The 13915-nt window shown below is 50.0% G+C and carries 11 protein-coding genes; 4 read left to right on the top strand and 7 right to left on the bottom strand.

All coding sequences use genetic code 11. From position 1 onward, the window contains the following. Window positions 1–688: 688 nt before the first annotated feature. A complete protein-coding gene (locus tag AC1RKC_RS00055) occupies window positions 689–1333 on the bottom strand; it encodes a YchE family NAAT transporter (protein ID WP_020827188.1) in 645 nt (214 codons plus the stop codon). Between the two features lie 524 nt (window positions 1334–1857). Between AC1RKC_RS00055 and adhE the strand changes: the two genes are divergently transcribed. Continuing rightward, window positions 1858–4536 (top strand): bifunctional acetaldehyde-CoA/alcohol dehydrogenase, encoded by a 2679-nt coding sequence (gene adhE / locus AC1RKC_RS00050; protein WP_261135436.1) that lies wholly within the window; start codon window positions 1858–1860, stop codon window positions 4534–4536. 132 nt (window positions 4537–4668) lie between these two features. Here adhE and AC1RKC_RS00045 read toward each other — a convergent pair whose 3' ends face one another. Then, a complete protein-coding gene (locus AC1RKC_RS00045; protein WP_020827190.1) occupies window positions 4669–5253 on the bottom strand; it encodes a thymidine kinase in 585 nt (194 codons plus the stop codon). A 699-nt stretch (window positions 5254–5952) separates the two neighbouring features. Between AC1RKC_RS00045 and hns the strand changes: the two genes are divergently transcribed. Next, window positions 5953–6360: a histone-like nucleoid-structuring protein H-NS gene (gene hns / locus AC1RKC_RS00040; RefSeq protein ID WP_006321188.1), complete on the top strand. Its 408-nt coding sequence runs from the start codon at window positions 5953–5955 to the stop codon at window positions 6358–6360. A gap of 206 nt (window positions 6361–6566) precedes the next feature. Here the strand turns inward: hns and AC1RKC_RS00035 are convergent, their stop codons facing one another. From AC1RKC_RS00035 to rssA, 5 genes are all read right to left on the bottom strand, one after another. Next, the gene (locus AC1RKC_RS00035) at window positions 6567–7577 is read right to left on the bottom strand and encodes an NAD-dependent epimerase (RefSeq protein WP_115058678.1); all 1011 of its coding nucleotides are present in this window, start codon (window positions 7575–7577) and stop codon (window positions 6567–6569) included. Window positions 7578–7586: 9 nt separating this feature from the next. Further along, a complete protein-coding gene (locus AC1RKC_RS00030) occupies window positions 7587–8930 on the bottom strand; it encodes a UDP-glucose dehydrogenase family protein (RefSeq protein ID WP_116690338.1) in 1344 nt (447 codons plus the stop codon). Between the two features lie 43 nt (window positions 8931–8973). Then, complete coding sequence (galU, locus tag AC1RKC_RS00025; protein WP_261135438.1) at window positions 8974–9891, bottom strand: UTP--glucose-1-phosphate uridylyltransferase GalU; 918 nt, start codon at window positions 9889–9891, stop codon at window positions 8974–8976. Window positions 9892–10089: 198 nt separating this feature from the next. Then, window positions 10090–11103 (bottom strand): two-component system response regulator RssB, encoded by a 1014-nt coding sequence (rssB, locus tag AC1RKC_RS00020; protein WP_041415428.1) that lies wholly within the window; start codon window positions 11101–11103, stop codon window positions 10090–10092. A 105-nt stretch (window positions 11104–11208) separates the two neighbouring features. Then, window positions 11209–12114 carry a patatin-like phospholipase RssA gene (rssA, locus tag AC1RKC_RS00015; protein WP_020827195.1) on the bottom strand — a complete coding sequence of 302 codons (906 nt, stop codon included), beginning with the start codon at window positions 12112–12114 and terminating at the stop codon, window positions 11209–11211. A 143-nt stretch (window positions 12115–12257) separates the two neighbouring features. On the opposite strand from rssA, the gene AC1RKC_RS00010 reads away from it, so the two are divergent. After that, the gene (locus tag AC1RKC_RS00010) at window positions 12258–12722 is read left to right on the top strand and encodes a YchJ family protein (protein WP_046373374.1); all 465 of its coding nucleotides are present in this window, start codon (window positions 12258–12260) and stop codon (window positions 12720–12722) included. A gap of 110 nt (window positions 12723–12832) precedes the next feature. Next, complete coding sequence (gene purU / locus AC1RKC_RS00005; protein WP_020827197.1) at window positions 12833–13681, top strand: formyltetrahydrofolate deformylase; 849 nt, start codon at window positions 12833–12835, stop codon at window positions 13679–13681. The last annotated feature ends 234 nt before the right edge of the window (window positions 13682–13915 follow it).

Below are 13915 nucleotides of genomic sequence, written 5' to 3'. Positions count from 1 at the left end.
CGAGGCTCCTTTTCACCAACAAGCATTGCTTATCGATATTCGTGAAGTATTTATAAGAATTCTAAATAAACAGACACCAGCAAAAATCATTCCCACTTTGACGACGCAATCGCGTTAATTGCGCGTAGAAAGTTGCTCGGAAATTAGCAGAAGGCAAATTCCATAGCCAATAATTTTTACAGAAATGTTAAGCAATTCTCTTTTATTGCATCAAGCCCGATCTGTACCCCCCGGACGAGGGTGACAGTCACACAACATAACCAATTGATTTTAATTAGATAAAATAAAGCAAGCCTTATCCTGACGGCACGAAGCAAACTGGCAAAACAGACAAAGAAACATTCAGTTAACAAACCGACCGTTCAAAGAACAAACACCTGCTTATGTGCGGTTAATCACTAATAACACCTGGATGAAAGCGAGACAAGCCCTACAGAATGATGTGATTAAATTAACAGCGGATTTGATGTTAGGAGGCAGAAAAAGGGCAAAAACTGGGGAGGATAAGGGGTAAAAACAACGCTTAGCGTTTTTATTGAGCAACAAATTGAGATTTATGCCACATCCTGGTGCAAGTGAATAAAATTCATTCATATTGCGCACTATATTAATGCGAACCAATAATTGATTTTAATTTTTAAAATTAATTTGAGTCGCGAATCGCCCTATTCACGACTCCCTCGCCGGATTACAACAGCCCCGGGAATATGGCCTTAATACCGGTAACGATAAATTCGATACCTAAAGCCATCAGCAATAAACCCATGATTCGGGTGATGACGTTAATGCCGGTTTGCCCCAATAAACGCACCAACAAAGGCGCAGCCCGGAACAACAGCCAACAGCAAAAGGCAAACAACGCGATAGCCAGAGTAAAGCCCAACAGGTTCTGCCAGCTATGGTAGCGGGAACTCCAAACGATGGTGGAGCTGATCGCACCCGGCCCGGCCATAAGCGGTAGTGCCAGTGGCACAACGCCAATGCTTTCGCGGATCGCGCTTTCTGATTTTTCCTGTTTGTTCTGTTTGTCTTCCCCCAGTTTGCCGCTGATCATCGACATTGCAATGGTAACCACCAGGATGCCACCGGCAATGCGGAAGGAATCGATTGAGATGCCGAACATGCGCAAAATCCCTTCCCCCAAAAATAGCGAGGTCCACAGGATAATGGCGACCGACAGATTGGCGGTCAGGTTGGTTTTGTTGCGCCCGGCAGCTGCCTGGTAGCTGGTCATGCTGATAAATACCGGCAAAATGCCCACCGGGTTCACCAGCGCAAACAGGCCGACAAAAAATTTAATGTAGCCGGAAAAATCCAACAGAGATTGGCCCACAAATGACTCCGCTTTAATAGCTTTAAAAGTGACACTGCCTACGCGCGCTAATGTAATGGAATTGCCACAGGTTATCCATTGGTCATCAGCAGGATTTTTATCTATTAATACGTGTATTGATAAAGCAAATCACCATTGTTAACGTAATGTACGGTTTATGATTTTTTATGTTGAAAAAAGTGCCTGACATCGCAGTTATTAAGAATGATTCTCAAAACCCATGGCTGAATGGTGTCAGCATGCGATTTTTTTGATTTAAATCACATAATCACTACCCAAGAGTAGTTAAGCTCTTAGTCGTAGTCAGGGAGTAGAACAGGTTAAGGAAAAAGTGGCATCTCTGTTCGGCCCGCTGTCTTCTCCTGCTGAGGCATCGGGTAAAGCTCTTTAAGCAAATCAGCAACATGCAGCACAAAAAGATGGGAAACCTTTGTTTTTAAAACAGCATTTTCCACCGATCTGTCTATACTAGTTGCTCGCACGGCTGATTTACTGAAAGAGTTTAACATTATCAGGAGAGCATTATGGCTGTAACAAATGTCGCTGAACTGAACGAGCTAGTTGCACGTGTCAAAAAAGCCCAGCGCGAATATGCCAACTTCACTCAAGAGCAAGTTGATAAAATTTTCCGCGCTGCTGCCCTCGCCGCTGCCGATGCCCGTATTCCTCTGGCTAAAATGGCCGTTGAAGAATCCGGTATGGGTATCGTTGAAGATAAAGTGATCAAGAACCACTTCGCATCAGAGTTTATCTATAACGCCTATAAAGATGAAAAAACCTGCGGTATCCTGTCTGAAGACGATACTTTCGGTACCATCACCATCGCCGAACCTATCGGCCTGATTTGCGGTATCGTACCCACCACCAACCCAACTTCGACGGCCATTTTCAAAGCGTTAATCAGCCTGAAAACCCGTAACGGCATCATCTTCTCTCCGCACCCACGTGCGAAAAACGCCACCAACAAAGCGGCTGATATCGTGCTGCAGGCAGCGATTGCCGCCGGTGCGCCAAAAGACATCGTCGGCTGGATCGATCAACCTACCGTTGAACTCTCCAACCAGCTGATGCACCACCCTGACATCAACCTGATCCTGGCCACCGGTGGCCCAGGCATGGTGAAAGCAGCCTACAGCTCCGGCAAACCGGCCATCGGCGTGGGTGCGGGTAATACCCCGGTAGTGGTTGACGAAACGGCGGATATCAAACGCGTCGTGGCCTCTATTCTGATGTCTAAAACCTTCGACAGCGGTGTGATTTGCGCCTCTGAGCAATCCGTCATCGTGGTTGACTCCATCTATGACGCAGTGCGCGAACGTTTCGCTTCCCATGGCGGCTACATGCTGCAGGGTAAAGAGCTGAAAGCCGTACAGGACATCATCCTGAAAAACGGTGGCCTCAATGCGGCTATCGTCGGTCAGTCAGCACCGAAAATCGCTGAAATGGCAGGCATCAAAGTCCCGGCAAGCACTAAAGTGCTGATCGGTGAAGTGAAGCTGGTCGATGAGTCAGAACCTTTCGCTCACGAAAAACTGTCGCCAACGCTGGCTATGTATCGCGCCAAAGACTTTGAAGACGCCGTCAGCAAAGCGGAAAAACTGGTCGCCATGGGCGGTATCGGTCACACCTCTTGTCTGTACACCGACCAGGATAACCAGCCGGAACGCGTAGCCTTCTTCGGCGACAAGATGAAAACCGCGCGTATCCTGATCAACACCCCTGCTTCTCAGGGTGGGATCGGTGACCTGTACAACTTCAAACTCGCTCCGTCTCTGACGCTGGGCTGCGGTTCCTGGGGCGGTAACTCCATCTCTGAAAACGTCGGTCCAAAACACCTGATCAACAAGAAAACTGTAGCGAAGCGAGCAGAAAACATGTTGTGGCATAAACTTCCGAAATCAATCTACTTCCGCCGTGGCTCACTGCCAATCGCGCTGGAAGAAGTAGCGACCGACGGGGCAAAACGCGCCTTCATTGTGACCGACCGCTACCTGTTCAACAACGGCTATGCAGACCAGATCACCTCCGTTCTGAAATCGCACGGCATTGAAACAGAAGTATTCTTTGAAGTTGAAGCGGATCCAACGCTGTCCATCGTGCGTAAAGGCGCTGAACAGATGAACTCCTTCAAGCCAGACGTGATCATCGCGCTTGGCGGCGGTTCACCGATGGATGCTGCAAAGATCATGTGGGTGCTGTACGAACACCCTGAAACCCACTTCGAAGACCTGGCGCTGCGCTTTATGGATATCCGTAAGCGTATCTACAAGTTCCCGAAAATGGGCGTGAAGGCAAAAATGATTGCCGTCACCACCACTTCAGGCACCGGTTCAGAAGTTACGCCGTTTGCAGTAGTGACCGACGACGTAACCGGCCAGAAATATCCTCTGGCGGATTACGCATTGACACCAGACATGGCGATTGTTGACGCCAACCTGGTCATGAACATGCCGAAATCCCTGTGCGCCTTCGGTGGCCTGGATGCGGTAACTCACGCGCTGGAAGCTTATGTTTCAGTCCTGGCGAACGAATACTCCGACGGTCAGGCGCTGCAAGCGTTGAAACTGCTGAAAGAGTATCTGCCAACCAGCTATAAAGAAGGTGCCAAGAACCCGGTAGCCCGTGAGCGCGTGCACAATGCTGCGACCATCGCCGGTATCGCGTTCGCCAACGCCTTCCTCGGGGTTTGCCACTCAATGGCCCACAAACTGGGCTCCGAGTTCCATATCCCACACGGTTTGGCCAACGCCATGCTGATTTCCAACGTCATTCGCTATAACGCGAACGACAACCCGACCAAGCAAACGGCTTTCAGCCAGTACGACCGCCCACAAGCGCGTCGCCGCTACGCTGAAATCGCTGACCATCTCGGCCTGAGCGCACCGGGTGACCGTACCGCACAGAAAATCGAGAAGCTGCTGACCTGGCTGGACGAGATCAAGGCCGAACTAGGCATCCCTGCTTCAATCCGCGAAGCCGGCGTGCTGGAAGCCGATTTCCTGGCGAGAGTAGACAAGCTGTCTGAAGACGCCTTTGACGACCAATGTACCGGTGCTAACCCACGTTATCCGCTGATTGCTGAACTCAAGCAAATCATGCTGGATACCTTCTACGGACGTAAATTCAGCGAAGCGGTTGATGAAGAGGTTCTGGCCGCACCGGTTGTCGCTGTCGCCAAGACGGTAAAGAAGACCAAAAAATAACGGTTCATTGAATGAGCCAACAAAAAACCGCCGAAAGGCGGTTTTTTTATGCGGCGAAATCATTGGTCAAGCCGCCATGTCTGTTCAATAGCCCCCAAACGCGCCAGAAGGCGCTCTGTAGCGCTCAGGCAATCATTCCAAGGCCTGTATAGCCTCTTTGTAATGCTTACGGCAGACGGAGACGTAGCTTTCGTTCCCGCCAATCACCACCTGTTCGCCAGCATGCATCGCCTGCCCGTTCTCATCGAGCCGCAGCACCATATTCGCCTTACGCCCGCAATGACAAATGGTTTTCAACTCCACCAGTTTGTCCGCCCAAGCCAGCAAATATTGACTGCCAATAAATAGTTCCCCCAGGAAATCAGTACGCAAACCGTAGCACAACACCGGAATATCCAACTGATCGACAACATCGCACAATTGCTCAACCTGCTGTTTGGTCAGGAACTGGCTTTCATCGAGCAGAACGCAATGTACAGGCTGCTGCTGATGTTCTTGGGCAATCATCGCAAATAGCATAGAGTCATTATTGTAGAGCTGTGCCTGGGAAGACAGGCCGATCCGCGAACTCACCTTACCCACGCCAAAACGGTGATCTATTTCGGCGGTAAACACCAGCGTACGCATACCACGTTCTTGATAATTATATGAAGATTGCAACAACGCAGTAGATTTCCCTGCATTCATAGCAGAGTAATAAAAATAAAGTTGAGCCATGGGCCAGCAACTCCAATGGTATAAGAAATATTCAGCGGTTGATTCAGAAGCCAAGTGTAACATAAGGCGCCCGTCGGCTCACACCTTCGGATTAATCAATACCGCGGACAAAGCAATACCAGACTTTCAAATGAAACTTTTCGGTCTGCTCCCGTTAAGCTTTTGCATCTATTTACAAGATGCTTTCTGCCTGCCGTCACATTTAATTACTACTAATGATTAGCGTCCGGCATTAATGGTTATGCCAATGAAGTGAAGCGCCCCACAACAGCGGGCTGACGCAAGATTATATCTATTAACACCACTTGGCCTCCATACCAGAGTATTTAATGACATAAAGCAGCCAAGGGTACAGTTCTTGACGTTACCTTTACTGATATACCCCTATTGTTTACAGTGTTGGCAGACAAATCGCGTGATTTAACCCACAGAATTCGGCGTAATATTGATATAAAACACAATTATAACTTAGCCATGAATGCCATTCTGGCATAGTAAACATACCGCCGCTGTTGAAAATTTGACTTAAAAATGGAGGTTGTAATACTTATCTCCCCCGCCTATATTAACCAGAGAGTTCCGATTAGGTCTTTTAAAGGTAAATTTGAGTGTTCCTTTCAATTTGGCTATTGCAGAAAAGAAAAGAGCACTCTATTATTATCCAGACGCCCCCCACCAATATAATTTGAGACTAGGACAATGAGCGAAGCATTAAAGATTTTGAACAACATCCGTACTCTACGCGCTCAGGCCAGAGAATGCAGCCTGGAAACGCTGGAAGAGATGCTTGAAAAACTGGAAGTTGTTGTGAACGAACGTCGCGAAGAAGACAGCCAGGCTCAAGCAGAAGTTGAAGAACGCACTCGTAAACTGCAACAATATCGTGAAATGCTGATTGCTGACGGTATTGATCCAAATGAACTGCTGCAAACTATGGCTGCAACTAAAGCCGCAGGTAAAGCTAAACGTGCAGCACGTCCGGCTAAATACCAATATAAAGACGAAAACGGTGAACTGAAAACCTGGACTGGCCAGGGCCGTACCCCAGCAGTGATTAAGAAAGCTATCGAAGAGCAAGGTAAATCTCTGGACGATTTCCTGCTGTAATAGCATTCCGTTGCATGTTAAAAAGGCTCCCTTGGGAGCCTTTTTGTTATGCTTATTTTTCAGATTTTTTAGAGCGCCAATCAGCCTTTACGTAATAATCCTAATGGATGACCCGGTTTATCCGTTGGCGAACGACCACGCCCCTCTCTTTTACAAGGCATAAAAAAAGGGGCCGGAGCCCCTTATAGCATTACCGCATCGCTCAATTACTGAGCTTTATAAAACGACTTATACCATTCAACAAAGCGTTTCACACCTTCTTCAACGCTGGTTTCCGGTTTAAATCCAATCACGCGATAAAGCTCGGCAGTATCGGCACTGGTATCCAACACATCGCCTGGTTGCATAGGCAACATATTTTTACGCGCTTCAATCCCCAACGCCTGCTCCAGTGCACTGATATATTTCATCAGCTTCACCGGGCTGCTATTGCCGATATTATAAACATGGTATGGAGCAGAACTGGTCGCCGGCGATCCCTGCTCTACCGTCCAGTCCGCATTTGGCTGGGGAATAACCGCCTGCAAGCGGACAATAGACTCGGCAATATCGTCGATGTAGGTAAAGTCACGGTGCATCTCGCCGTGGTTATATACATCGATACTGTCACCCGCCAATATGGCCTTGGTGAATTTGAACAGCGCCATATCTGGACGCCCCCACGGACCATAGACGGTAAAGAAACGCAGGCCGGTGGTTGGGAGACCATACAGGTGAGAATAGCTGTGCGACATCAACTCATTGGCTTTCTTGGTTGCCGCATACAATGATATCGGGTGGTCGACCGAATCTTCAGTCGCAAATGGCAGCTTTCGATTCAGACCATATACCGAGCTGGAAGAAGCATATAACAGATGCTCAACTTTATTGTGTCGGCAGCCTTCCAGCACGTTTAAATGCCCGATAAGATTCGAGTCCGCATACGCCAACGGATTCTCCAGCGAATAGCGCACGCCAGCTTGCGCGCCCAGATGGATCACTCGTTGGAATTGGTGCTCTGCGAATAACTGCGCCATCCCCTCTCGATCGGCCAAATCCAGCTTAATAAACTGGAACGCTGGCTTATCCGCCAGCAGATCAAGACGGGCCATTTTCAGGCCCACATCGTAATAATCATTCAGGTTATCGATACCGACAACCTGATGACCGGCGGCCAACAAACGCTCAGCAGTATGATAACCAATAAAACCTGCCGCGCCTGTAACCAGGAATTTCATAGGTATCCCTTAAATAACCGGCTGAATGGACGCACCGCGTCCAATCGCATAATAAGTAAAGCCGCGGCTTTCCAGACGCTCTGGATCAAACAGGTTGCGACCATCAAAGATCACCGGCTGCTTCAGCGCGCCCTTAATCACATCGAAGTCCGGCGCACGGAAGTTCTGCCACTCAGTACAGATAACCAACGCATCAGCCCCATGCAGCGCCGCTTCTTTGGTCCCTACCAGCTTCAGATCGTCACGTTGACCGTAAATACGTTGCACTTCATTCATCGCTTCCGGATCGTAAGCCTGAACGATAGCGCCCGCTTCCCACAGTTGCTCCATCAGCACCCGGCTGGAGGCTTCGCGCATATCATCGGTATTCGGCTTGAAAGCCAGCCCCCAAAGCGCAAAGGTTTTACCTTTCAGATCTTCACCAAAGTGGTGTTTGATGAACTTGGTTAACTTATATTTCTGCTGGTAGTTAACCTGCTCTACGGCCTGCAACAGTTTTGGCTGGTAGCCAATATGTTCCGCAGTGCGGATCAGCGCTTGAACGTCTTTCGGGAAACAGGAGCCGCCGTAGCCGCAGCCTGGATAGATAAAGTGATAACCAATACGGGAGTCTGAACCGATACCCTGGCGCACTTTCTCAATATCCGCACCCAGCATTTCGGCCAGGTTGGACATTTCGTTCATAAAGCTGATTTTGGTCGCCAGCATGCAGTTGGCGGCATATTTGGTCAACTCTGCACTGCGAATATCCATCATGATCATGCGATCATGATTGCGGTTAAACGGCTCGTACAGTTCACGAATAGGCTCGATCACATCTTTGTTATCGGTGCCGATTACGATGCGCTCAGGACGCATGCAGTCTGCTACCGCTGCCCCTTCCTTCAGGAACTCGGGGTTGGAAACCACATCGAAAGGCACTTTACTGCCGCGCTTTTGCAAGGTTTCTTCCATAACCTGACGCACTTTGTCTGCGGTACCGACCGGCACGGTAGACTTGTCGACCACTACCTTGTGTTCAGTCATGTGCTCCGCGATGGTACGCGCAACGGCAGTCACATATTTCAGGTCGGCAGAACCGTCCTCATCCGGTGGCGTACCTACAGCAATAAACTGGATAGATCCATGCGCAACCCCAGCCTTGGCATCGGTAGTAAAATGCAGACGACCGGCTTCATAGTTTTGTTGCACCAGCGGCGTTAATCCTGGCTCAAAAATAGGGATATTCCCTTTCTTCAGGTTTTCGACTTTGCATTCGTCTATATCAATGCACATAACGTCGTGACCGACCTCAGCCAACACTGCAGCCTGCACCAGGCCAACATAGCCAATACCAAAAACTGTCACTTTCATGTGAAAATCCTAGTTTTTCAAATTAAGGTGAAAGATAAAAAAATCACTGCTTATCCGCGGTCAGCAGCTGATTCAACCACTGAGTAAAATCTTTGCCCAGCCCAGGATGGCGCATGCCGTATTCGACAAAGGCTTGCATATAGCCGAGCTTATTGCCGCAATCATGGCTGATCCCTTTCAGATGATAGGCTTCTACCGTTTCTTGCTGCATCAGCATTTCGATGCTGTCGGTAAGCTGGATTTCATTGCCAGCGCCCGGAGGGGTTTTCGACAGCAGCGGCCAAATATCCGCAGAAAGCACATAGCGTCCTACAATCGCCAGATTGGAAGGTGCTTCGTCCGGTGATGGCTTCTCGACGACGCTGACCATCGGAGCACTTTCACCCGGCTGCAGTGCATAGCCTTTGCAATCAGCCACGCCGTAATTACCAACATCTTTATGCGGAACCGGTTCAACCATGATCTGGCTGATGCCGGTTTGCTCAAACCGCTGCAGCATTTCGTGCAAGTTGTCTTTTTTAAGATCCGCGCTGTACTCATCAAGGATCACGTCAGGCAAAATCACGGCCACCGGCTCGTCACCCACCAACGGATAGGCACACATAATGGCATGCCCAAGCCCTTTGGCAACGCCCTGACGTACCTGCATCACGGTCACGCCCTTCGGACAGATGGACTGCACTTCGTCCAGCAACTGACGCTTAACGCGCTTTTCAAGCATCGCTTCCAATTCAAAGCTGGTATCGAAATGGTTTTCGATCGAATTCTTGGAGGAATGGGTAACCAGCACAATCTCGTTAATCCCCGCCGCAATACATTCGTTGACTACGTATTGGATCAAGGGTTTGTCGACCAGCGGCAGCATTTCTTTTGGAATGGCTTTTGTCGCCGGTAACATCCGTGTTCCCAAGCCTGCAACCGGGATCACAGCCTTTCTGACTTTACGATTTACAGCAGGCATTATTTCCTCTCTTAATAGCGCTCATTTTATGAGCTTTATCTGCTATACAAAACCACCGGAGTATACCAGCTTATGTGTCTCTGACATTAATCGCAGCACGATATAGAAAAAAATTAAGACAATCACCTAATGGGTCACTTAAAGTGAAACCAAGTACGTCAAATAGCTAAATTTCAAATACTATAAGTCCCGGTAGGTTTATTCAGCACTCAGCATCAAACGCAGTCGCCCGCCAGAACCCCAAACCTGGCACTGCCAGGCGGCACAGTGTTGGCTGATCTGATTCATGTAGGTGGCACCCAGCGTGCCGAGCGGCACACCGTTGCTCAATTGAATTTGATTGTCACCGGTATTCACATTGGCATGCAAACCGGCGGAGACCAGAATCAGGTTTTTATATTCGGCGTGATAATAACCAACCAGCAATGGAAATTGCCCTTCCAACTTGCCTTGGCGTAATAATTGATTAACTTGCTTTAACAATGCGCTCATTTGCGGCAGCCTTTGACGCTGATTCGCTAAATGATCTTGCAGTAACCCATTAAATAAAGCTCGCAACAGTAGCGCCGCCAATACGCCATTATCCCCTGCACGCGTCACATCCAGACAATAGAAAGCCAAATCCTTATCCGACAGCGCCGCAATATCCAGTACCAGTCCGGGGTTTTCACCGGTGGTTAATTGCCGATAATTGATCCGGCAATGGGCAACGGTCTGCTGCACCGGAGGCTGTAACTGTTTGAGTAGCTTCACCGCTTCGGAGGGGTTTTTACTCAGCGCGTCCCAGTCCTGCAGCAGCTCTACTTCCTCGATCGCAGGGGAGGTAAACATGTTGGGATACAGACAGCCCAACACAGCTTCACGCAGGCGGTTCAGATCGGTCACCGGCTTTAACAGTACGTCCTGTACGCCTAACCGCAGCATTTTGGCGATATCGGCCATTTTATCGGTTGCCGATATCACCAACACCGGAATTTGCACGCCCTGCAGGCGCAGATGTTCGACAAACTCTATCCCGTCCATTTCCGGCATCGCCAGATCGCACAGGATTAAATCCGGATGAACGTCATCCACCAGACTCAAGGCCAGCAAACCATTGGGCGCCTCACTGGTTTCTGCTCCCAACGATTTCAAATAGCCAACAAGCACCGAACGAAAAACCAGTTCGTCCTCAACCACCAAAATGCGCTTGTGAGTCAATGGTAATGCCATCAGCCGTGCCTCTTCCCTTTCCATAGTGTAATAGTGGCTCAAAAAGGCCATTTATGCTTGCCGGAAATTTTTCCAACGGTGGAGTATTTTCCCGCAAACCGGTAGTTATTTGTTTTTTATCAACGGCAACAGCATATCGATCTGTTTTTCCACCGCCAGTTTTCCAGCGGCAATCGCCTCCTCGGCGCGATGGAAATCCAGCGTCGAAATCTGAGGGCAATAAGGCTGAATCAACACATCTGGCGGGTCGCCGGCCATGCGGTTACGTTTCAGGCGATTTTCCAGAACCTGGATCGACGTCCCCATGATTTCCATCGCAGTTGGGGTGAAATTAGGCTTTCTGGTCGTCATTTTGCTGATTCGTTCTCTTAAACGCCCTCGCCAGTTGCGCGCAGGAAGATCTTGCGGCGCCTCTACATCGTGATTGCGCACCGAGAATAGGTCCTGCTGCATTAAATGAGCATCATGCTGCAAATCGACGGCAATGACGATGTCGGCGCCCAATGCACGGGTCAATGAAATAGGCACAGGATTCACCACTGCGCCATCCACCAGCCAATAGCCATCAAACCAGACAGGTGCCAACAGGCCCGGCATGCTGCACGACGCACGCACCGCCTGATGAATATCGCCTTCCGTCAACCACAGCTCACGCCCGGTACTGAGATTGGTTGCCACAGCGCCGAATTTGAGTGAGCACTCGGCGATATCATCGATCTTCAGCAATTGTCCCACCGCGTTGAAAACCCGTTCACCGCGTAGCAGCCCGCCCCGTTGCCAGGACAAGTCCATCAATCGGATCACGTCCCAATAGCTGAACGAACGCACCCAGGTTTCCATGGCGGGCAAACGATGGCTGGCAAAAGCGGCCCCCACCAGGGCACCCACCGAGCAGCCAGCTACTATATCGACCTCAACGCCCAACTTCTTTAGCGCGTTGATCACACCGATATGTGCCCACCCTTTCGCCGAACCCGCGCCCAATGCCAATCCAATCTTTATTTTTCGCATAGTTTCCGCCTTTTGCACGGTGAATTGTATCAATGACGCTGTCAGCGTAGATTGTCACGATCGAATAATGTTAGGTAACATATGCGCTAAATTTCTTTCGGCATCGGCCCGTTCCTTAGGTTCCGGCCATTTTAGGAGTCACCTTGTCCGAATTATGCCCCTGCGGCGGCGGAGTGGAGTATAGCGCATGCTGCGAGCCCTACATCAACGGTAGCCAAACGCCATCGACCCCCGGACAGTTAATGCGTTCGCGCTTTAGCGCTTACGTAAAACACAACGTGGATTATCTGATTGCTACCTGGCACCCCGACTGCCACGCGGCAGAATGGCGCAATGGCATCGTCGACAGTTTCAAAGACACCGAATGGCTCGGCCTGACGGTGGTGGAAGAAAAACCCGGCCATGAGGCCAGTGAAGGTTTTGTCGAATTCATTGCCCGCTTCATCGACGGCAGCACCGGTGAACAAAGGGCGATGCACGAACGCTCGCGCTTCCTTCAGCTTGGCCAACGCTGGTATTATATTGACGGAACCAAACCTCAGCCTGGCAGAAATGCCATTTGCCCATGCGGCTCAGGAAAAAAATATAAAAAGTGCTGCGGGCGTTAGCCGGCAGTCACCGTGCTCAAGAGATTTCAGGCGATGGCCTGAAAATGAAAGCGATAAAATTCTCGCCTGCGCAGACAGGACATACCGTATCAGACAGGATCCTCATCCCCATGCCACACCAAAATGTACAAAGAAAAGTTTTGCGCACCATTTGCCCGGATGCCAAAGGCCTGATCGCCAAGATCACCAATATTTGCTACAAGCATGAGCTCAACATTGTTCAGAACAACGAGTTCGTCGATCACCGCACCGGTCGTTTCTTTATGCGTACCGAGTTGGAAGGCATTTTCAACGACACCACGTTGTTGGCGGATCTCGACAGCGCGCTGCCGGCAGGCTCGGTTCGTGAACTGCATAACTCCGGCCGCCGCCGCATTGTCGTGCTGGTGACCAAAGAAGCACATTGCCTGGGCGACCTGCTGATGAAAAGCGCCTACGGTGGCCTGGACGTGGAGATCGCGGCGGTTATCGGCAACCACGATACGCTGCAAACGCTGGTAGAACGTTTCGACATCCCATTCCATCTGGTCAGCCATGAAGGCCTGACTCGCGATCAGCACGATCAGAAAATGATGGCCCAGATCGACCAATACCAACCGGACTACGTGGTACTGGCCAAATATATGCGCGTATTGACGCCAGCATTCGTACAGCACTACCCGAACCAGGTAATCAATATTCACCACTCCTTCCTGCCGGCCTTTATCGGCGCAAGGCCTTATCATCAGGCTTACGAGCGCGGCGTTAAAATCATCGGCGCCACGGCGCACTACGTTAACGATAATCTGGATGAAGGCCCGATCATCATGCAGGACGTGATCCACGTCGATCACACCTACTCTGCCGAAGATATGATGCGCGCCGGACGTGACGTTGAGAAAAACGCGCTTAGCCGTGCGCTTTACCACGTGTTGGCGCAGCGCGTATTTGTATACGGCAACCGGACGGTTATTCTGTAATTGCTCAATAAAGCGGTGCCTTTCGTTCAGGGATGCACCGCCAAGGGTAAAAAATCGGCAAACGATTCATTTTCTTCATTTCAATACTTTACACGCGCGCTTCATTTGATATGATGCGCCCCGCTTACCGAGACAGACGTTTCGCAAGCAAGGCCAGTGGTGGGGTTCCCGAGCGGCCAAAGGGAGCAGACTGTAAATCTGCCGTCACAGACTTCGAAGGTTCGAATCCTTCCC

This window comes from Serratia sp. GW822-FHT06E05 (assembly GCF_058799445.1).
The sequence above is the reverse complement of the archived record's forward strand: the minus strand, read 5'-3'. Positions and strand labels throughout refer to the sequence as shown.

Coding starts and splice junctions, on each gene's coding strand:
- purU (WP_020827197.1), top strand. CDS start 12,833: ATGCCACACCAAAATGTACAAAGAAAAGTTTTGCGCACCATTTGCCCG.
- rssB (WP_041415428.1), bottom strand. CDS start 11,103: ATGGCATTACCATTGACTCACAAGCGCATTTTGGTGGTTGAGGACGAA.
- rssA (WP_020827195.1), bottom strand. CDS start 12,114: ATGCGAAAAATAAAGATTGGATTGGCATTGGGCGCGGGTTCGGCGAAA.
- galU (WP_261135438.1), bottom strand. CDS start 9,891: ATGCCTGCTGTAAATCGTAAAGTCAGAAAGGCTGTGATCCCGGTTGCA.
- adhE (WP_261135436.1), top strand. CDS start 1,858: ATGGCTGTAACAAATGTCGCTGAACTGAACGAGCTAGTTGCACGTGTC.
- AC1RKC_RS00030 (WP_116690338.1), bottom strand. CDS start 8,930: ATGAAAGTGACAGTTTTTGGTATTGGCTATGTTGGCCTGGTGCAGGCT.
- AC1RKC_RS00035 (WP_115058678.1), bottom strand. CDS start 7,577: ATGAAATTCCTGGTTACAGGCGCGGCAGGTTTTATTGGTTATCATACT.
- AC1RKC_RS00045 (WP_020827190.1), bottom strand. CDS start 5,253: ATGGCTCAACTTTATTTTTATTACTCTGCTATGAATGCAGGGAAATCT.
- hns (WP_006321188.1), top strand. CDS start 5,953: ATGAGCGAAGCATTAAAGATTTTGAACAACATCCGTACTCTACGCGCT.